This window comes from Providencia alcalifaciens DSM 30120, from assembly GCF_000173415.1.
In the GTDB taxonomy this organism is placed as follows: Bacteria; Pseudomonadota; Gammaproteobacteria; order Enterobacterales; family Enterobacteriaceae; genus Providencia; species Providencia alcalifaciens.
In genome coordinates this window covers 225,572-245,510 of record NZ_ABXW01000052.1, presented here as the reverse complement: position 1 = coordinate 245,510, position 19,939 = coordinate 225,572, and the positions used below count along the sequence as shown (strand labels likewise).

18 protein-coding genes are annotated in these 19,939 nt (G+C 40.1%); 12 read left to right on the top strand and 6 right to left on the bottom strand.

Going from position 1 to position 19,939, the window contains the following annotated elements; genetic code table 11:
* Nucleotides 1–379: 379 nt before the first annotated feature.
* Nucleotides 380–703, bottom strand: coding sequence for a helix-turn-helix domain-containing protein (locus PROVALCAL_RS13040; RefSeq protein ID WP_006659757.1), 324 nt, complete (start codon nt 701–703; stop codon nt 380–382).
* 740 nt (nt 704–1,443) lie between these two features.
* Between PROVALCAL_RS13040 and PROVALCAL_RS13035 the strand changes: the two genes are divergently transcribed.
* Nucleotides 1,444–1,983, top strand: a complete 540-nt coding sequence (locus PROVALCAL_RS13035; RefSeq protein WP_006659756.1) for a DUF2058 domain-containing protein — start codon at nt 1,444–1,446, stop codon at nt 1,981–1,983.
* 4 nt (nt 1,984–1,987) lie between these two features.
* On the opposite strand, the gene PROVALCAL_RS13030 is transcribed toward PROVALCAL_RS13035, so the two are convergent.
* A complete protein-coding gene (locus PROVALCAL_RS13030; RefSeq protein ID WP_006659755.1) occupies nt 1,988–2,686 on the bottom strand; it encodes an RluA family pseudouridine synthase in 699 nt (232 codons plus the stop codon).
* 168 nt (nt 2,687–2,854) lie between these two features.
* Between PROVALCAL_RS13030 and PROVALCAL_RS13025 the strand changes: the two genes are divergently transcribed.
* The 11 genes from PROVALCAL_RS13025 to dmsD all read left to right on the top strand — a co-directional run bounded on the left by PROVALCAL_RS13025 (nt 2,855) and on the right by dmsD (nt 16,039).
* Nucleotides 2,855–3,337: a cold-shock protein gene (locus PROVALCAL_RS13025; protein ID WP_006659754.1), complete on the top strand. Its 483-nt coding sequence runs from the start codon at nt 2,855–2,857 to the stop codon at nt 3,335–3,337.
* 720 nt (nt 3,338–4,057) lie between these two features.
* Complete coding sequence (locus PROVALCAL_RS13020) at nt 4,058–4,378, top strand: helix-turn-helix domain-containing protein (RefSeq protein WP_006659753.1); 321 nt, start codon at nt 4,058–4,060, stop codon at nt 4,376–4,378.
* A 163-nt stretch (nt 4,379–4,541) separates the two neighbouring features.
* Entirely contained in the window at nt 4,542–5,150 is a 609-nt protein-coding gene (gene ecpA / locus PROVALCAL_RS13015) for a common pilus major fimbrillin subunit EcpA (RefSeq protein WP_006659752.1), read from the top strand.
* 94 nt (nt 5,151–5,244) lie between these two features.
* Complete coding sequence (locus PROVALCAL_RS13010) at nt 5,245–5,928, top strand: EcpB family pilus assembly chaperone (RefSeq protein WP_006659751.1); 684 nt, start codon at nt 5,245–5,247, stop codon at nt 5,926–5,928.
* Between the two features lie 19 nt (nt 5,929–5,947).
* The gene (locus PROVALCAL_RS13005; protein ID WP_006659750.1) at nt 5,948–8,443 is read left to right on the top strand and encodes a TcfC E-set like domain-containing protein; all 2,496 of its coding nucleotides are present in this window, start codon (nt 5,948–5,950) and stop codon (nt 8,441–8,443) included.
* Entirely contained in the window at nt 8,430–10,067 is a 1,638-nt protein-coding gene (locus PROVALCAL_RS13000; RefSeq protein ID WP_006659749.1) for a hypothetical protein, read from the top strand. The genes PROVALCAL_RS13005 and PROVALCAL_RS13000 overlap by 14 nt, the downstream gene beginning before the upstream one ends.
* Before the next feature lie 70 nt (nt 10,068–10,137).
* The gene (locus PROVALCAL_RS12995; protein ID WP_006663164.1) at nt 10,138–10,815 is read left to right on the top strand and encodes a hypothetical protein; all 678 of its coding nucleotides are present in this window, start codon (nt 10,138–10,140) and stop codon (nt 10,813–10,815) included.
* A 573-nt stretch (nt 10,816–11,388) separates the two neighbouring features.
* Nucleotides 11,389–13,833 (top strand): dimethylsulfoxide reductase subunit A, encoded by a 2,445-nt coding sequence (dmsA, locus tag PROVALCAL_RS12990; protein WP_006659747.1) that lies wholly within the window; start codon nt 11,389–11,391, stop codon nt 13,831–13,833.
* Nucleotides 13,834–13,844: 11 nt separating this feature from the next.
* Entirely contained in the window at nt 13,845–14,462 is a 618-nt protein-coding gene (locus PROVALCAL_RS12985; RefSeq protein WP_006663162.1) for a DMSO/selenate family reductase complex B subunit, read from the top strand.
* Nucleotide 14,463: 1 nt separating this feature from the next.
* Complete coding sequence (locus PROVALCAL_RS12980) at nt 14,464–15,321, top strand: DmsC/YnfH family molybdoenzyme membrane anchor subunit (protein WP_006659745.1); 858 nt, start codon at nt 14,464–14,466, stop codon at nt 15,319–15,321.
* A gap of 103 nt (nt 15,322–15,424) precedes the next feature.
* Entirely contained in the window at nt 15,425–16,039 is a 615-nt protein-coding gene (dmsD, locus tag PROVALCAL_RS12975; RefSeq protein ID WP_006659744.1) for a Tat proofreading chaperone DmsD, read from the top strand.
* A 37-nt stretch (nt 16,040–16,076) separates the two neighbouring features.
* Here the strand turns inward: dmsD and PROVALCAL_RS12970 are convergent, their stop codons facing one another.
* From PROVALCAL_RS12970 to PROVALCAL_RS12955, 4 genes are all read right to left on the bottom strand, one after another.
* Entirely contained in the window at nt 16,077–16,685 is a 609-nt protein-coding gene (locus PROVALCAL_RS12970; RefSeq protein ID WP_006659743.1) for a protein-methionine-sulfoxide reductase heme-binding subunit MsrQ, read from the bottom strand.
* Nucleotides 16,685–17,692 carry a protein-methionine-sulfoxide reductase catalytic subunit MsrP gene (msrP, locus tag PROVALCAL_RS12965; protein ID WP_006663158.1) on the bottom strand — a complete coding sequence of 336 codons (1,008 nt, stop codon included), beginning with the start codon at nt 17,690–17,692 and terminating at the stop codon, nt 16,685–16,687. The genes PROVALCAL_RS12970 and msrP overlap by 1 nt, the downstream gene beginning before the upstream one ends.
* Nucleotides 17,693–17,781: 89 nt before the next feature.
* A complete protein-coding gene (locus tag PROVALCAL_RS12960; protein WP_006659741.1) occupies nt 17,782–19,146 on the bottom strand; it encodes a heavy metal sensor histidine kinase in 1,365 nt (454 codons plus the stop codon).
* Complete coding sequence (locus tag PROVALCAL_RS12955; RefSeq protein ID WP_006659740.1) at nt 19,143–19,814, bottom strand: heavy metal response regulator transcription factor; 672 nt, start codon at nt 19,812–19,814, stop codon at nt 19,143–19,145. Before PROVALCAL_RS12955 ends, PROVALCAL_RS12960 begins: the two co-directional genes overlap by 4 nt.
* Nucleotides 19,815–19,939: the final 125 nt, after the last annotated feature.

Sequence of the window (19,939 nt, the reverse complement as noted above, 5' to 3'; positions counted from 1 at the left end):
CACACAAGAAACTCCTGCGAAGAATGTTGTTAATGCTAATTTTTTAAAAGCCATATTAAATTTCCTTTATATAAAAAATAAAAACTGAAATAAAACTTAATTCAATAAAATAGAATTACTCAATGTAAATTATTAATTAGAATAAGCTTATCACTGTACAAAAAATAATTTGGTACAGTCATAAAATCATCAACATTAAAATTAAACTAATAGTGTGATATTTTTTAAGCTATTATTGAAATTCCAGCTCTTTTTACAATGGTGTTTTATATCTACGAAAGATGTTTATTTAATATTCTATTCAAAATTAAAATCATTCATTTGAAATGAAATTAGAATTAAAGTTCACTCCAATAAAGAGTTATATATTCTCTATGATTTATTTTGAAATTAGAGCCCCATGTTGTTCAAATAATAAATTAAATTCACCATAAAGTTCAGGTTCATTGGCTTCTATTCGTTCGGAGACAAAGAAGAAGAAAGATTCTAAAGATACACCTAAATAATGAAGCAAAAGACATAAGGTAGATAAAGTTATTTCACAAATTCCATTTTCATAACGTGAAATTTGTTGCTGTGAAACGCCAATAAGTGAACCTAATTGGCTACCGGATAATAATCTCTTTCTTCTTAAGCTTGCAATTTCATCAGCGATAGCTTGAGAAAATGATTCTGTCATTTTCTCTATTTTTTTTAAACTCATTCATAAACCTTAAAACATTAAATAAGAATCAATTTCAATATATATTAAATAAAATAAACTCATGAGCACGAATCTGTTTTTATTTTTAAACAAATTAGGAGTAAAAAACAATAGGGTAAAATTTGGGGAGATTTCCAACCAAAGCATGATTTACACATTACTAATATGAAGGGTTTTTTAAAGTGAATAAATTACAAAAGGTTACGATATCCCTACTCATAATACGTTTAAAATCAGTAGTGATAAAATCTTAAAATAATCATAATAAGACTAAATTTTAGTCTTATATGTCAAAATAAATATCTTTTCATATTTACATTTTAACCAATGTGAATATAAAATGAAAAACCATTATCAATGTAAAAATAATAATAAAATTCAATCGGTTAAATTAAATCTTTCATTACATGGTTGGTAACAATTATGAATACAATACATTGAAATGTACAAAATATGTCAAAATATTATTTCAATGACATTTAATGACACTTAATTTAACTTAAGTTATTGATGTTTGTGATGTAGATCAAATTAAGATGCATTAAAAATGACACATACATTTTAGACTATGGTTCCATTTATGAAATTGAAACACATTTAGATTGCTGTTAACCACGCAGGCATTTTTGATAAGAATTAATTTCACCACTAAGCTGAACAAGGTTCTAAAAGGAACTGAAAATAAATTAGATTTACAGTTATAATCCTGCCAATTCTATTCAACGAGCTTAGATATCAACATGGCAAAACTCACCTTACAAGAGCAAATGCTCAAAGCGGGACTCGTCACCAGTAAAAAGATGGCGAAAGTGGAACGTACGGCGAAAAAATCACGAGTACAGGCTCGGGAAGCAAGAGAAGCAGTAGAAGAAAATAAAAAGGCTCAGCTTGAACGTGATAAACAACTGAGTGATCAACAGAAACAAGCGGCGCTAGCCAAAGAGTATAAAGCTCAGGTGAAGCAGCTGATTGAAATGAACAAAATTGAGATAGCGAGAGGTGATATTAGCTTTAATTTCACCGATAACAACGTTATCAAGCAAGTTGTCGTCGATAAAACGACGCAAGCCCAACTGATTAGCGGGCGTTTAGCGATTGCTCGTTTAGTCACGGACAATCCGGAAGTGAATGTATACGCGATTATCCCTGCGAGTGTGGCAGATAAAATCGCTCAGCGAGATGAAAGTAGCATCGTGCTAAACAATGCGCTGAGTCAGGAAGCGCAGGATGAAGATGACCCATACGCAGACTTTAAAATTCCTGATGACTTGATGTGGTAATTATTTAAAACGGGCTTTCACTGCACGCATGAATGGGTTTTCCAGTAATAGGGTGAACAAAATTCAACTCACTGGCGTGCAACATAAGCCTCGGTGCGGGTTCTATACCTATTGGTAATAAGCCGCCATATAAGTCGCATCCCAAAATAGGGTGACCAAAGAGTTGGCTGTGAATGCGCAACTGATGGGTTCGTCCTGTTTCTGGGATGAATTTCACCCGCGTTAATGGTAATTGGTTTCCATCGCTTTGCTCATCGTAAAACCGTTCAATGACATGATAGTACGAACGGGCAGATTTACCGTGGGTCTCACAAATCGACATTCGTGGAAACAGCGCCGGATCTTTAGCAATTGGCGCATCTATCACACCTTCATTATTTTCCACATGACCACAAAGTAGCGCATGGTAGGCTTTGGTGACAGTACGTTGACTAAACTGTTGGCACAGTGCGGCATTTATGGCTTTATTGCGCGCGGCAACCATCACGCCAGAAGTTCCAAAATCAAGGCGATGAACGAGCGTGCATTCGGGATAAATCTGAACAAGCCGGTAATGCACAGAATCAAGATTTTGAGGATTTTTCCCTGATAGGCTCAGTAGTCCGGAAGGCTTATTAATGATAATAAGCTGTTCGTCCTGATATAGGATTTCAATGTCTTCATGGCAAGGCGGTGCAATAAAGGTATCAATAATTGTCGACATCAGGTGATTCCTATGAGAAATGGCTGAGGATCATAACCAATTTTGGGCTGACTGACGATGATGTTATTCGCTTATCAGCTAGACTAAAACTAAAGGCATAGTTTGGACAGGCATTGTGCTTTATACTGCGCGCAGTGAAACTGAGTTAATAAAGAAGGTGGTAGGGTAATGAACGGAACAATCACAACGTGGTTTGAAGATAAAGGTTTTGGATTTCTCAAAGATGAAAACGGGGACAACCGTTATTTTCATGTGATTAAAGTTGCCAACCCCGATCTTATCAAAAAAGGGGCGGAGGTTACTTTTGAGCCGACCACGAATAATAAAGGCTTATCGGCTTTCGCGGTTAAAGTGATCCCTGAAAGCAAATATATCTATATTGCTGGTGAGCGAATTAAGCTGACCGCGATTAAATCTTTCCGTACTTATTATGAAGATGTTCCTGCTGATACGCGTATTGATAAAGAAAATACGGTGCTATCAATCGGTGCGCTGATGAACAGCATCAAACCTAAAACTAACGTTAAGCCGGGAGCAACTCGTGCGTTGAAAAAGCTCGCGATTGAAACTTTGCATGGTACGACGTTAACGTTCTCTGAAGATGAGATTGATGTGGATGAAACCGTGAAGCAGCTTAAGGGAATTAAATAACCTCTTTGTTAGCCCACTTTATACAATAATATTGCCTCTGATTAGGGGCAATATCTTTCCAACTCGCCTTTCATTGTATTTTCTTCTCTAAATTGAGTATAAATCCATCAATCAATACGTAAAGAAATAGGTAAGTTATCTCTTATATAGCAAAATGTATTAATATATAAAGATATCGCACGCTAATATCTCTAATTCGTGGGATATTGATGGCACACTATCTGGATTGTAATTATTATGATGCCAGTTTGTTGCTTTCAGGTTGATATTAGAATGAAAATTCTTGCTTAGTAATAAATTAAAATATAGAAATATATTTTTACGTTGATATATTACTCACCGCATGGGTTTTTATTTTTTTAAATGACCAAAATCTGTTTCAAATTGTAATTAGTTGTAATATTAAATGTGTCTAATCTTATTGTTATGTTTCATTACTCCTTACACGTGAATTTATTTTCAAAAAAATTACTAATATATTAAATTAAGTAAATAAATTTTTACTTATTATATATCAGTTAGTTAATTGTACTTATCATATAGAGAGTACTCGCCTTGGTTGTATCTTAATAATTGCCAGCGATCGATAAATTATATTTGATAGCCATCACCTATCAAATGGCTATTGTTCGATCGGTACAAACGTTTTTACTCTTATTTTAATGTATTTATTATAAATGAAAGTTAAATAAATATTTTCTTTATATTGGAGGGTGGTTAATGAAATCTAATATAATTAGTGGACAAGTAGGGGCGTTTCTAAGAAAGTCACGAAAAGAAAAGAATATGACGGGAAAGCAGCTGGCAAAATTAATAGGGATCAGTCAGCAACAAATATCAAGATATGAAATGGGAATTACGTCGATTACCCTAGAACAATTAGACCATTTTTTAATTGTCTTAGATAAACGATGGATTGATGTCATTAATTATATCGAGAAAAATACTGAATCTGAAAAAAGAACAGAAAATAAAGGAAGTATGAATAAATATACTTCTTGGGGCGACTATTCAACAAAAAACATCATCAATAACTGCTAATTTTTCCTTTTAAATTAGAAATAAAATAATCAGTTAATTCTGGTTATTTTATTAAGCATATCCTATAGAAATTTGATTGTTTTTTATAAAACACACAATGAATGTGTTTTTTATGCTATGCAATTAAATTTTTTCTTCATGGATATTAAATAGAGAGAACAACATGTTAAATAAAAAAATGGCATCTGTTTTGCTATCAACAATTATTGCTGCTTCCTTTGCTACAGTTGCTAATGCTGAGACTCGTACTGCTCAAGCAACCGCGACATGGCAGGCGACTGCAATTAAAGACACAACAAGTATGTTAGTTGTTACGCCATTAAAAAGCTTAACGTTTAATTACGCAGAAGGCCAAAAAAGCTTTAACCAGCAAAATGGCGCATTCGATATTGCTATTCAAGGTCAATCAGGTGCGACAGATTTTAAATTAGCATCAAAAATCATTTCTAACACATTAGCAAGAACAACAGATGATTCTAAATTAACTGTTGGTGTTAAATGGAATGGTGAAGATCTCAATAAAACAACTGATACCGTATTAATCGATACTTCTAAAGGCTTAACGTCTGGTTTAGACAATTTAGCTGCTGATGGTATCTACAATGGTTCAGAGCGTGCAACTGACCGTGGTGAATTCACTTTCGTTATTGCAAGCGCAGAAGCTGCTGGTTCAGCAACAGACTTTAAAGCACTCACCGATGGTTCATGGGATGGTGATGTTAAAGTTCAGTTCACTGCAACTTGGGATGGTACGTTCACTCCAGCTCCTTAATTGATTATTCCGTTTAGTGAATAACTAATTTTCACGATAAGGATACTATAAGGAAGTAATATCTTTATCGTTATATTTTTTAAAATTTATCATTATGAAGAAAATAACATTAGCGTTAGCTTTATTATCTATTCTCCCACTGAAAATGAGTTTTGCGGTTAATGTGGGAAATATCACTGAGATAATTTCATCAGATGAAGACTCATTAGCAAAAGAAATTGAAAATACCGTTAATACGGCAAGACTTGTGAATTTAACGATTGAAAAAATAGATTCGCCACTTGAGGGTGGAAAAGTTATTCCGGTTACAGATCCCAACGAAATATTATCAACCCCTGCTAACTTGATTTTACCCGGTCAAGCAAAAGATGTGTTTAAAATTATTTATCAAGGGCCTAAGGATGATAAAGAAAGATATTACCGACTAAATTGGAAAGATGATCCTATTGGTGAAAGTGGAGTGACGCAAAGTACAAAGTCAGCCTCAGCGACAACCTCCGCAACAATTAGTACGATTCTTGTCGTTGCACCAAGAATTGAGAAATTTAATTATCAATTTACAAATTCTCAAGTCTCCAATATCGGAAATAGCTCGTTTCGTGTGGTGGCATCAGGGCCCTGCTTACCTGAAAAACAAAAATACAGCGTAGATGGTATTTGTCGGGAGCGTTATTACTTGATGCCGCATTTAGCTGTGAAATTACAGTTTGTCGATATTAATAATAAAAAATCTAGCGTAGGTATTTGGCACAAAGGAGATTTCATTGTTGTCAAATAATTAATAACGGACTTTAATCATGCGTAAGAGTGTTATTGCTTTATCAATATTAAGCATTTTTCTTTCAAACACCATTCATGCCAGTGAGATGAAGAGTATTAAAATTGGCGGATATATTATTCCTCCTGCATTTGTGAGTGCATTGGAAGAAGGAATGTCGGTGCCTGTTTTCCTGCGATTAAGTGATGATGCTAAAAAAAACCAGAGCGAAGATAAAATCGCGGATGCCGTTATTGTCATTGACCAAGGTAAAATTAAATTATCGAGCATTCAACTCATTGATAGTACGCAAGGTCCAAAACTGAACAGCTTATTGGTTGAGAAGATTGAAAATAAACAAAATGCGATTTTCGATGATACCAATGGCATCGTCATTGATAACAATGCCGTACTGAAACTCAACATATCATCATTTAATTTATCATTAGATGTTGATAAAGCTGCATTTGCACCTAAAACTCGCGCAAGGCATTCTGTATTAGGTGATTCATCCGTTAATTCGCTCTCTGCAGTGGCAAACTATGATTTGGGTGTATTCCAAAGTCAGGTAAAAAATGCAAAAAATAGCTCCAGTAGCTATTTCAATTTAGACGCGCTCTTTGCCGCAGCCGAACACCATTTTAATATTAATGCCTCGGCTTATAGTATCGGAAAATCCAATGCCAATGTTGAATTATACCGAGCGATGTATGAGCGTGACTTTAATGGGCTGCGTGTCGCATTGGGTTTAATGAGTACGTGGAATTTACAATCCATTGCGAGCTTAACTGCGTTGAGCAGTAGCAAAATTTATGCGGTTACTATCGGGAATAACTCCGAGAGTGTCGTCAACAGTAAGCAGCAGTCACTTACCCCTATTTATGCCTTCTTAAATAGCCCTGGCGAAGTTCGTATTTATCGCCAAGGTAAGCTCCTTAACATCCAAAACTTCCCAATGGGTAACTTTGAAATTGATACCAGTATGCTGCCTTTTGGTATCTATGACGTCACTATTGAAACGGTTGTTGATGGGAAAGTGGTGACCACTCAAAACCAGACAATTAATAAATCCTTAGGGGCAATCGGAGGAAATTTCGACAAACTGAATTGGGAAATGTACGGGGGTTATGTTGACTTCGATAAAAGAAATTATGTCCGTGGTGAAGATCGTCATAGCCAAGCTCCAGAGAAAAGCTATTTAGCGGGAGCGTCATTTGCATATAGCTTCCCTGTGTTATCGGGCATACGCTTTCAGATGTCAAACTATGGTTTTGATAAATTCTTGGTTCAAGAAACGAGCATTAATGCATCGATTAATAACTATATCTCGCTTTCTTGGCAGGGCATGCTGGAAAACCACGGTAGCCATCGCAACATCGGTACGATTTCTGTCAGTATTCCTGATGGTTATGGTTCTTTTTGGGCATCACGAGAAAGAACCGTGATTGAAGGGGATTTACCGCTTTACGATGCGGATAACTATTCCTATGGCGCGACAGTTAACTTCGACAAAATTGTTGATAGAACAGGTTCATTCACGATCAGTAATACGAAAGATCGCCGCGTAGGCAGTGATTCAATTAACTATGAATATTCGAATACGCTGTTTTCTGGGCGGTATGGAACGGTTGGACTCAGAGCGGGTGTACAACGTTATCACTATGATAATCAAAACAGCACCAACGAAAAATATGTGAATTTAGATTTCTCATTACCGCTGTCTACGTGGTTAAGCACGGGTGTTTCTTCCACTAACGGTAATATGAAAGCCAATATCTATGCCAACAAAAGTTTTGAAAACTCACCGATCACCAATGCGGGAATTTCGGTCTCGAAGTTAGTGCGTGACAAAGATAATGGTGCTTCGGATTTTTCGACGCTGGCTTACGCCTCTTATGACACGAAATATAACTCGGGTACGGTCACGATTAACCGACCGGATGGCGATCGACTGAACGGTAACTTAACCTCTCGCGGTTCGGTCGCGTATAGCAATGGCATGATCACACCGAGTGGCAACCAAGGAAAGTCAGGGGTCATTATTAATTCTGAGATTCAAGGTAGCGGTAGCATGACGGCGAAGGTGAATGGGCAAAATTACCCAATCAGCGGAAAAAATACCTTTATTCCACTGTCACCCTATTCAGATTATGACATTCAGTTAATGAATGACGGGAAGTCAAAAGACAGTTTTGACATTGTCTCTGGACGCAATAAATCCGTCACGCTGTATCCGGGCAATATCGCGTTTTATCAACCTGAGGTTCGTCAATTGGTCACAGTGTTTGGTCGTTTGAAATCACCGGATGGCGAATACATCAAATATGCCTCAATTCGTAACCATATTGGGCGAACAAAAACCGATAAAAATGGAGAATTCTCCATGGACGTTGATGTGCGCTATCCCGTGATTTCGTTATTGCAAGAAGATGAGAAAACGATCTGTGAAGCCGATTTAAACCTACAAGGAGCACGCGGTGCTTTATGGGTCGGTGAGGTGACTTGTGAGCCGCAATCTAGTTATGCGAAAAGATAATGAGAATTTAACGATGAAGAGAAATAGATTTCTTATATTCATAGTTGCCCCTTTTATTTTGAATTTTTTATTCAGCGCGGCAACACATGCTGTCACGGTCACTAACAGCTATGTTTTTATTGAAAATAACGTTGATGACGAATATTTCATTACACCAAGAACAACGGACCCCCGTTTTTCAGGTGCCAACAAATATACGCGTTACTCAAAATCGCTACAGCTGAGTTTGGGCTATATGGGGTATGTGAATACGGCCATTCAGGCAAACCAATTTGTTGATATCTGGTTAGAAAATTCTCAGATAGATAGACCATTTACTGGGAATAGGTGTATGCGAGGATATTGCAATGACGACAGTGGTTATTGGCCAGCGCAATACCTTGGGAAAGAGGGTGCATACAAGATAGTACAAAGCAATATTAATGGGGAATCTTACTATGCTCGGGGAATATTTAGTGATTCTGCATACCAATACTTTCTTAAGTTACCGGTAGGAACTGCCGAAAGTTATAGCTATAGATCTTGCATGACAAAAACCGATTATAACCCAAGCAAAGGCGAGACTTGCCAAAGTGTAGGCGGGCAGATTATCGCATCCCATGAATTCAATATTACTAAATCTGGGCATATCAAGCTGACTTCAACGGGGGCTTTGCAAGAGATATTTATTGATAGTAATGGAAATCCAACTTTAGGATTAGGTTCTCAATTTTGCAGAATCGGTATCGTATTAAATCAAAATGGGATTATCTGCCAAGTTGTCGATCATGAGACAAAGGGGGAGATATTCGCCAATATTATGTTGAGTTTAAAGGTTAATAGTACATTGATTCCGTTTGTACCTGCTGCTAACACGATATTGATTGGTCCTGATGACGGGAGTAATAGTTGGTATTATTACAATACAACTTACCCAGCGAGCTATTACTTTAAAGGCAATAATAAGAATGTATCGATATTTCTATCCAATACGTTTTTGAAGCGGTTGGTATCGTCCAATGTTGATTTTAAAAATAGCCAAGAGTTTTTTACGTTTTCATTTACTAACTCAGCGGTACCTCAATCTGGTTATTATGAGTTCACACCGTCCAATACCCTTATTCTTAAACCGCGGGATTATGGGATAAGTATTATCCCTGCTGACTTTAACCCGAATCAATCGAAAACAGGGAAAGTGGGAAATGAAGAGCCGCCAATTGAATTTAATTATATTGTGACGACCAGCGGACCAAGGCAGGCAGATTCAATTACGGCAGCAGTGGATGGACCGAGCACGACGCTAAAAGGGCAATCGTACTGCTTATTTAGTTCGAATGATGACAAACTGCAAGTCCCGTTTTCGGCGTATTTGTCATTTAAAAATTACACGGGAAGCTTAGAGTCTTACCGAGCCAGCTGCGATAGCAACGAGATCTCCCTCAAAAATGCGTTATGGGAGGAGACTCCGTGGGCAAAACCGAATGAAGATTTAGGCTCGTTTTATCGCACGAATTTAGATTTATCATTTCCAATGAATGAAGCGAACTCATTCTTTACGTTGGATGGAATTGATTGGTTAGGGACCGTTTCGGCAAGCGGCACCGTGACAGTAAAAGCCATCTGGACGGGACCCGATATTCATTAAATATGATTCACCTTTGAGGCGATTTATTTAATCTTAAGTCGCCTTTTTCTTCAGCGCTAACAGGTTAAATATGACATTCAATTCTTTGCTGAAATTCTTATTGCTCAGCATGCTATTTTCATTCAATGGCAGCGCTCATGCACTCTACATTAGCTCGGATATTTCTTCGATGGACTCCGAGGGCGAATTCTTTTCTAAGCCTTATATTAACGATACCAAAAAAACCAACTTGTACAGTTTCAGCGCATATCAGATTGATAAACCGGGTAGTCATGAACAAGGACGCGCGATTCATGATGGTGAAATCATCTTTACACCACTCAAGAAAATCCTATTACCGGGAGAGCAGGAATTTTTTAAAATTTTTTATCGCGGAGCGGAAGATAACCAAGAGCGCTATTACAAAATTATCATCAGTGAAACACCGCTTGAAATGCAGAATGATAAAGAGCAGCGTAAACAGCCGCTGTTTTACCCAACGGTGAGTTTAGAAACGTACTTCGTCGTGAGACCCAAACAGCCTGATTTTAAGTACACTCTCGACCAAAATGCAGGCATTTTGAAAAATACAGGGAATACTTATTTTAGAGTATTGCTGCATAACAATTGCAATGCAGAGGATGATACCGAGCCTTACGTTCTTTACTTGCTACCTAATCAAACGTATCAAGATGCGCGTTTATCTAAAAAAAGTCGCAAGTACATTGTTATTTTTGATAAATATTACGCCGTAGGTAACTGTGAGTAGTGCTGTTTTGGTGTGATTTTTAATTAGATTAAATTCTGCTTAGTTTTAGTGCTAAAGAGAATGAGTGCTAATAAATCAAATTTATTTTTGAATGAAAATATCTCATTCTTGTATTTTGAATATGTTTAAAAATTAATTATGAAATTGATTTTCATTTTCATTTATTGTCTTCAGACTTCTAATAAACACCAGAAAGACCATCATAAGAGGAAATCTAAAAAAATAAAATTTTAAGAGTATTATTTTTTATAATCATTTGAAATTAAGGTTTTATATATTACAAAACTCCTGGTTATATATTCCAATACATAGCGAATTCCTAGAATCAGCCACGAGTTAAGCGGCAAAAAGTAGTTCACTATATTGATTACCAACAGCTTTGTTGATGTAAAACAACCTCTCAAATTCCGCGATTGATATTATTAATTCAATAAAAAATTCTAATTACCTCTAATCATGTGGCTAGTGGTGTTATTGCTAATAGCCCAGAGAATACATTTTCTTAATCATTATTTTAGCGAAAAAAACTTTTTATTATTTTAAGCAATTGCAATTTAAGTGAGCGAGTTATATATGGCCAATATAAAAGAGAAAGCTGCTATTTTTGCTCCTCTTAGCCGTCGCGGCTTTGTGAAAGCGGGTGCCGTGACAGGTTTAGCCGCAGCAGCGGGAGGATTTTCCCTTCCGTTCAGTGCCTCAGCGGAAACAGAGCAAAAAACATCGACACCATCAGGGAATGAAAAAGTTGTTTGGAGTGCGTGCACGGTAAACTGCGGAAGCCGTTGTCCATTGCGTATGCATGTGGTGGACGGTGAAATCAAATACGTTGAAACGGATAATACCGGTAATGACGTATATGAAGAACTGCATCAAGTCCGAGCTTGTTTACGTGGACGCTCAATGCGTCGCCGCGTTTATAACCCAGATCGCCTACGCTACCCAATGATGCGTGTGGGCAAACGCGGTGAAGGTAAATTTAAACGAATCAGTTGGGAAGAAGCGTTCGATGTTATCGCGGATAACATGAAACGCTTAATCAAAGACTACGGTAATGAGTCCATTTACCTGAATTACGGCACAGGTACTCTGGGCGGCACCATGACAAAATCATGGCCACCGGGAGCGACTTTAATTGCGCGTCTGATGAACTGTTGTGGTGGTTACTTAAACCATTACGGTGACTACAGTACTGCACAGATTGCAGCAGGTCTGAATTACACTTTTGGTGGCTGGGCAGACGGTAACAGTCCATCAGATATCGAAAACTCTAAATTAGTGGTGATGTTTGGTAATAACCCAGGCGAAACGCGTATGAGCGGCGGCGGGGTGACTTACTATGTTGAACAAGCACGCGAAAAATCTAACGCAAAAATGATCATCATCGATCCTCGCTACACCGATACAGGTGCAGGGCGTGAAGATGAATGGATCCCAATTCGTCCGGGTACTGATGCGGCGCTGGTTAACGCTATTGCGTATGTGATGATCAAAGAAGATTTAGTCGATAAGCCGTTCTTAGATAAATATTGTGTTGGTTATGACGAAACTACGATGCCAGCAGGCGCACCGAAAAATGCACATTATAAAGCGTATATCTTAGGGGAAGGGCCTGACGGTCAAGCGAAAACACCTGAGTGGGCTGCATCGATCACCGGTATTCCCGCTGCGCGTATTGTGAAATTAGCACGCGAGATTGGGACCGCAAAACCGGCTTACATTGTGCAAGGTTGGGGACCTCAGCGTCGTTCTAATGGTGAGCTGACTTCCCGTGCGATCTCTATGTTAGCGATTCTCACGGGTAATATTGGTATTCACGGTGGTAACACGGGGGCACGCGAAGGCTCTTACAGTATCCCATTTGTCCGTATGCCGACATTAACTAACCCAGTCAAAACCAGCATTTCGATGTTTATGTGGACAGACGCTATCCTGCGTGGCCCTGAAATGACGGCTACCCGTGATGGTGTCCGTGGTAAAGACAAATTGGATGTGCCAATTAAAATGGTATGGAACTACGCAGGTAACTGTTTAGTTAACCAACATTCAGAAATTAACCGTACTCACGATATCCTACAAGACGAATCGAAGTGTGAAATGATTGTGGTGATTGATAACCACATGACCGCCTCTGCAAAATATGCGGATATCTTACTACCAGACTGTACTGCATCGGAGCAAATGGATTTCTGTATGGATGCGTCTGCAGGCAACATGTCCTACGTTATTTTTGCCGACCAAGCTATCAAACCTCGTTTTGAAAGCCGCAATATCTATGAAATGACCAGCGAAATTGCTAAACGTATGGGTGTCGGTGAACAGTTCACTGAAAATCGTACCCAAGAAGAATGGTTGCGCCATTTATACGAACAATCTCGTGCGGCATTACCTGAGTTGCCAACGTTTGAAGAGTTCCGCGAACAAGGGATCTTCAAAAAACGGGATCCGAAAGGTCACCATGTGGCTTACCAAAGTTTCCGTGAAGACCCAATCGCGAATCCATTAACGACACCATCAGGCAAGATTGAGATCTATTCCGCGCAATTAGCTGAGCTGCAAAATTCATGGGAATTGGAAGAGGGGGATGTGATCCATCCATTGCCAGTCTATTCCGTTGGGTTTGAGCAATACGGCGACCCATTAATGGAAAAATTCCCATTACAGTTGACGGGCTTCCACTATAAATCACGTACCCACTCAACCTATGGCAACGTGGATGTATTGAAAGCGGCTTGTCCTCAAGAGTTATGGATCAACCCACAAGATGCGGCAAAACGCGACCTGAAACATGGGGATTTAGTCCGCGTATACAATGACCGCGGCGAAGTGCGTGTCAAAGTCAAAGTCACACCACGTATTTTACCAGGTGTAGTGGGGTTGGGTGAGGGTGCATGGTATGACCCAGATGGTAACCGCGTTGATCATGCGGGCAGCATTAACGTGCTGACCACTCAACGTCCATCGCCATTGGCGAAAGGGAACCCATCACACTCGAATCTTGTTGAAGTTGTGAAAGCTTAAGGATGCCAGATATGTCAACGCAATATGGTTTTTATATCGATTCAAGTCGTTGCACTGGCTGCAAAACCTGTGAGTTAGCGTGCAAAGACTTTAAAAATTTATCTCCAGAAGTGAATTTCCGTCGTATTTATGAATATGCGGGTGGTGATTGGACTGAGCAAGATGGTGTGTATGGGCAAAACGTCTTTGCGTATTATCTGTCCATCTCTTGTAACCACTGTGACGACCCAGCGTGTGCCAAAGTATGTCCGAGTGGTGCAATGCATAAGCGCGAAGACGGGTTTGTCGTGGTCGATGAAGCAGTGTGTATTGGTTGCCGCTATTGCAGTATGGCATGCCCTTATGGTGCTCCTCAGTTTGACCAAGTCAAAGGTCACATGACTAAGTGTGACGGTTGCTATGAGCGTGTTGCAGAAGGCAAAAAACCAATTTGTGTGGAATCTTGCCCACTGCGTGCACTGGATATGGCACCGATTGAAGAGCTACGCGCCAAATATGGCGATTTAGCGGAAATCGCACCGTTACCGTCAGCGGAGTACACTCATCCAAATATCGTTTTAAAATTGAATGCCAATAGCAAACCTGTCGGTGATACCACGGGACATCTGGCTAACCCGGAGGAAGTCTAATATGGGAGCGGGAATTCATGAATGGCCATTGATGTTTTTTACGGTCATTGGTCAAAGTGTTGCAGGTGCATTTATTGTGATGGCAGCGGTGTTGTTAAGTGGCAAATTATCCACTGAACTTAACCGCAAAGTGCATTACAGCATGTTCGGTTTGTGGGTCTTAATGGGCATCGGTTTCTTATTATCGACGATGCACATGGGTACACCACTGCGTGCATTTAATGCGTTTAACCGTTTAGGTGCGTCTTCATTGAGTAATGAAATTGCCAGTGGTGCAATCTTCTTTGCCTTTGGCGGCTTGTATTGGTTGTTGGCTGTGTTAAACAAAATGCCTGCGACATTAGGCAAACTGTGGCTAGTGGTAGTGGCGGTATTAGCGGCTATTTTTGTGGTCGCGACCTCTCGTGTGTACCAAATCCCAACGGTACCAACGTGGAATAACAGCTACACCATGATCAACTTCGTGTTAACGGCATTCTTGGGTGGACCAATCCTCGCGGCATTGCTGCTGCGCGTGGCTGGGTTTGACCTACAATGTATTCGCCGTCTTCCTGCATTGAGTGCGGTGGCGTTGTTGGTGAGTGCAGCAGTGGCAATTTCCCAAGGGTTTGATTTGGCGAGCATTGAAACTGCTGTCCAAAAAGCAACAGATTTAGTCCCTGACTACGGTTTCTTAATGGATATTAAGATTGTCGCCATTGCGATGGGCTTGGGTTGCTGGGTCATGCCGTTAATTGCGAGACGTAATCCCTCTGTTGCTAATTTAGGCATAGGGACTTTGTTCGTACTGGCAGGTGAGATTATCGGACGCGGTGTGTTCTATGGTCTGCACATGACCGTTGGTATGGCAGTTAATTAAGTCTTTCTGTATGAGGCTTAGCAAGATGTTTTGCTAAGCCTTTTTATTTATAATTTTTTATTAATAATAAGCCAAACGATAAATAAACAGTGGATTACACACCATGAACGAACTCGCTTTAAATGATATTTCCGTTACAGCTCGGATCCTTGGTGCGGCATTCTATTATTCTCCTGATCAGGTGCCCGACATTATCGAATTACTGGCATCAGGTGAGTGGGTGTCAGACTGGCATTATGGGTCTGAAGAGCAAAAACAGGCAATAGCGACAGAAATGGCAGTGGTTCAACGTGATGACGAAACACTGGATGAAGCATACCAACGCCTTTTTATCGGTCCTTACGCACTCCCTTCGCCACCTTGGGGTTCGGTCTGGTTAGATAAAGAAAATGTACTTTTCGGGGAATCAACCTTACAACTGCGCGAATGGATGCAAGCAAATCAAATTGATATTCATCTCACACAGAATGAACCCGAAGACCATTTTGGCTTACTGATGATGATGGTGGCTTGGGTGGCAGAGCATCAACCCGAAAAACTCGCCGAATTACTGGGGAAACATATTTTGCCATGGGGCTTGCTGTATTTAGAGAAAATGCAGGAAAAAGGCAATTCTCCATTTTATGTGGGGCTGAGCAAGCTTGCTCACTTAACGCTGGTGGCTTGGCAAGATTCGATGAATATTGAAGTAGATAAAAAGCTGATTTTTTATCGCTGATGAATTGGTTGGCGATCTTGGCGGTCGCCAACTTATCCTAAGGTTTGATCTGCTGTTTTTGTTGGATCCAAACACGGTAAGCGAACGCACTACCCACTAACCCTAAATAGATAAATGGCTCAGGCGTTAGGGTTTTTAATGATAAAGCATAGTGGCAAAGTGCGAGTAAGGACGTCGGATAGAGTAACATATGAATTCTTTTCCACCATACGCCCAAAGAAAGGCGTATTCGGTTGAATGAACTGACCGCCATCAACATTAAACATAGCCAAGCTATTGCGCCAATCACTAAATAGATCCGCGAAAAAATCTCGTCGAAAAATAACGCCAAATTATTGACGCCAATCTCCAGTAATAGATAACTAGTTAAATGCAGTACAGCCCAGAAGAAACACCATAATCCCAGTAATTTTCGCGTTTGAAACAGGGTAGTAAATCGCAATAACCTCGCAGCCAGTGGAATTAGCACGATAATGAGCAGCAAACGTAAAGCGGCTATTCCCGTAAAATGTTGAATATCTTTAGCAGGATCAGCGCCAAGCCGTTGAGCGTCGATTAAAAAAATCAGCCATGCCAAAGGGAGCAGTGCAATCAGATGAAAGCCTCCTTTGGTTAATGCAACGATTAGCCTACTGTCTTGGGGCATCAATAGTATCTCCGCAAATCCATTCCTTGATATAAGCTTGCCACTTGGTCGCCATATCCATTAAACAGCAATGTAGGCTGGCGGGTGACTTGACCTAAGCCTCCTGCACCAATAAAACGCTCGGTCGCTTGTGACCAACGAGGGTGATCAACATCTGGATTCACGTTGGCAAAAAAGCCATATTCACTCGGGGCGGATAGGTTCCATGTGGTATCCGGCATTTGCTCAGTAAGACGAATTTTGACAATGGATTTAATCCCCTTGAAGCCATATTTCCACGGGACGACCAACCGGATCGGCGCACCGTTTTGGTTGGGTAATGTTTTCCCATAAACGCCTGTAGCAAGTAGAGTCAGTGGATTCATGGCTTCGTCTAAGCGCAATCCTTCAACATAAGGGTAGTCTAAGCCTCCGCCAACATAGCGGCTTTTTTGTCCTGGCATTTGTTCGGGGGCATAGCGGGTTTCAAACGCCACATATTTGGCCTTACTGGTGGGTTCGACTAACGCCAATAATTTTGCTAAAGGAAAGCCAATCCAGGGGATGACCATCGACCAAGCCTCAACGCAGCGCATACGATAGATACGCTCCTCTAAGGGGAACTTAGTATTGATGTCATCTAAATTAAGAGTGAGGGGGCGATTCACTTCGCCATCAATGGTCACTGTCCACTCATCTGTGACTAAAGTATGGGCATTCTCGGCAGGATCAGATTTACCCAGCCCAAATTCATAAAAGTTATTATAACCCGTCACTTTATCTTCAGGGGTGAGCGTTAAGGATGACTGAAATTCGGTAGGCTGAGTAAATGTCAGCACTTTTCTTGGCACCGTAGGAGCTGCTGGGGTGTCATCATTAAACCATGAAAAGAGCCCCGCATTTGCATTCGTCGCAATGGTTAAACCCGCAGCCCCAACGCCTAAGGCTTTAAGCAACTGTCGGCGTTTCATAAAAAAGACAGATTCATCCGTGATGTGAGTGGCGGGAATTTTAGGTAACTTTTTCATCATGCGCTCCATAGCAAAAAGAGGAATGAAATCAGTTATACCGAAAGCGCGATAAAAGTGGCTGACAGTAAGATGACAAATTTGTCATCTTACTTAATTGTAGGAAACTTTAGCGTAATAGTGCTGGTACCTGCATGGTGTTCAAAGCTAACTGAGCCGCCATGCAGTTCAACAATGGCTTTGACAATCGCCAGCCCCAGCCCAGTTCCCTCCGTGGTTCTGGCATTATCTCCGCGCCAAAAACGGGTGAAAATCTCATTACTATTTTGTAGCGGTTCGCCTTGGTTGGTAATGTTAATTTCCCGTTGTTGCGGCAGGGCAATAATTTGGGTAACAACGCGGGTGCCTGAGTGCGAATACTTAATCGCGTTGGATACGATATTCACAAAAACTCGGCTGAGTAATACAGGATCAGCATCAATCGTTACGGATGAAGGCTCGCAATAGAGCTCAATTTGTTTCTCTTCCGCATACGCGGAAAAGAGCTCATAAACATCGTTAACGATTGAATATAGAGAAAGACTCTCTCGATTTAAGGTAATGTTTTTATTTTCAGCACGGGCAATAAACAAGGAACTTTGGATCATTTTCGCCAGTTTATCGAGCTCCTCAATATTACTGACAATCATCATTTCATATTCACTAACACTACGTGAGCGCTGGAGTGTAATTTCATTTTGCACCCGAATAGCATTGATGGGGGTTCTCAGCTCATGCGCCAAGTCATCGGCAAATTGAGTGAGCTTAACAAAATCGTGTTTTAGCTGTTGGCGCATGGTGTTCATTGACTCGCCCAGCACTTTCAACTCCTGTGGTAGCTGATCAATATCGATCGGATCATTCAACGCATGAACATCCGTTTTGATCGTGATCTGGCTCAATGCCTGAATATCGGATAAGCCTTTTTTCAAGAGCCATAAACTGAGCAGACCCATTAGCAAAATCGATAAGGCAGAAATAAGTAAGCTTTGGGTGAGGTACTGGGTCAATACGCCGCTGCGGTCGACGGAGACTTTACCAAGCACCACATGGAGCGGCCCTATTGGGGAATTCATTGCGAAATAAACTGCGGAAATGGGGATACCTTGAGCGGTTTGCCAATGGTTGATGGCATTGATATTGAGTTGTTCAAGATTGACTATCTGAAGTGGTTGCGTATCCAGTAATTCTCGATTGGTGGTGACCAGTATGTGCCCTGTTGTATCAGAAATTTGAATCAAGTCTTGGCGCATGTCCATCATACTTTGGAAATACATGGGAAGCGTTTTGATATCAATGCCACCTGCGATGAGTTTGGCAAGCTGTTCCGCACGGTTAACCAATAAATTGTTATCTTGCTCAGATAATTCATTTTTGAGTGAATGATACAAAATCCATGTCACTACACCGGCATTAGCAACCATCAAAATGATAAACAGAGAAATAAGTTTAAAGCGAAGTGACTTCTTTTTCATTCTATTGGCCTATTTAAGCGATACCCCATCCCACGGATGGTTTCGATAAGCTTAATTTCAAACTCATCATCAATTTTCTTTCTCAATCGACGGATGGCGACATCGATGATATTGGTATCACTGTCAAAATCGATCCCCCAGACTTCGCTAGCAATTAAAGTTCTCGGTAAAATTTCATCGCAATGTAGGACAAAAAACAGTAATAAGGAAAACTCTTGTCGGGTTAGGATAATTTTTTGTCCACCACGCTCAACCTCATGGCGAGTTAAGTCAATTTTGAGATCTGCAATGGTCATGGTGGTTGAGACGGGCTGGTTAACTTTTAATTGGTTTTTAACCCGTGCTAATAATTCAGAAAATGAAAACGGTTTAACAAGATAGTCATTGGCGCCGAGCTCTAAACCTTTAATCCGGTCATCAACAGCATCTCGAGCCGTGAGACAAATGACCGGAATATTTTTAGCTGTGCGTAGGATCTTTAAAATCTCCCAGCCATTCATACCCGGCAGCATGATGTCGAGGATCACTAATTGATAATTGTTTTCTAAGGCAAAATAGAGTCCATCGCGACCATCATCAGCGACATCCACAAGAAATCCGGCTTCTTCTAAACCATTTTTGACCCAACCTTGCGTTTTTAGGTGATCTTCAATTAATAGTATTCTCATGGCAACCTAACAATGACATTATTTGACTTAATTTTATTTCATCTTAAAGAAATTTTAACGTTAAAGAAATGGCTAGGAATTTAGTCCTAAGATGCGATGTGAAAGACCAATAGGAAGAAACAACA

Coding starts and splice junctions, on each gene's coding strand:
- PROVALCAL_RS13030 (WP_006659755.1), bottom strand. CDS start 2,686: ATGTCGACAATTATTGATACCTTTATTGCACCGCCTTGCCATGAAGAC.
- PROVALCAL_RS13025 (WP_006659754.1), top strand. CDS start 2,855: ATGAACGGAACAATCACAACGTGGTTTGAAGATAAAGGTTTTGGATTT.
- PROVALCAL_RS12985 (WP_006663162.1), top strand. CDS start 13,845: ATGTCAACGCAATATGGTTTTTATATCGATTCAAGTCGTTGCACTGGC.
- msrP (WP_006663158.1), bottom strand. CDS start 17,692: ATGAAAAAGTTACCTAAAATTCCCGCCACTCACATCACGGATGAATCT.
- PROVALCAL_RS13020 (WP_006659753.1), top strand. CDS start 4,058: ATGAAATCTAATATAATTAGTGGACAAGTAGGGGCGTTTCTAAGAAAG.
- PROVALCAL_RS12955 (WP_006659740.1), bottom strand. CDS start 19,814: ATGAGAATACTATTAATTGAAGATCACCTAAAAACGCAAGGTTGGGTC.
- ecpA (WP_006659752.1), top strand. CDS start 4,542: ATGTTAAATAAAAAAATGGCATCTGTTTTGCTATCAACAATTATTGCT.
- PROVALCAL_RS13010 (WP_006659751.1), top strand. CDS start 5,245: ATGAAGAAAATAACATTAGCGTTAGCTTTATTATCTATTCTCCCACTG.
- PROVALCAL_RS12960 (WP_006659741.1), bottom strand. CDS start 19,146: ATGAAAAAGAAGTCACTTCGCTTTAAACTTATTTCTCTGTTTATCATT.
- PROVALCAL_RS13035 (WP_006659756.1), top strand. CDS start 1,444: ATGGCAAAACTCACCTTACAAGAGCAAATGCTCAAAGCGGGACTCGTC.
- PROVALCAL_RS13005 (WP_006659750.1), top strand. CDS start 5,948: ATGCGTAAGAGTGTTATTGCTTTATCAATATTAAGCATTTTTCTTTCA.
- PROVALCAL_RS12980 (WP_006659745.1), top strand. CDS start 14,464: ATGGGAGCGGGAATTCATGAATGGCCATTGATGTTTTTTACGGTCATT.
- PROVALCAL_RS13040 (WP_006659757.1), bottom strand. CDS start 703: ATGAGTTTAAAAAAAATAGAGAAAATGACAGAATCATTTTCTCAAGCT.
- PROVALCAL_RS12995 (WP_006663164.1), top strand. CDS start 10,138: ATGACATTCAATTCTTTGCTGAAATTCTTATTGCTCAGCATGCTATTT.
- PROVALCAL_RS12970 (WP_006659743.1), bottom strand. CDS start 16,685: ATGCCCCAAGACAGTAGGCTAATCGTTGCATTAACCAAAGGAGGCTTT.
- PROVALCAL_RS13000 (WP_006659749.1), top strand. CDS start 8,430: ATGCGAAAAGATAATGAGAATTTAACGATGAAGAGAAATAGATTTCTT.
- dmsA (WP_006659747.1), top strand. CDS start 11,389: ATGGCCAATATAAAAGAGAAAGCTGCTATTTTTGCTCCTCTTAGCCGT.
- dmsD (WP_006659744.1), top strand. CDS start 15,425: ATGAACGAACTCGCTTTAAATGATATTTCCGTTACAGCTCGGATCCTT.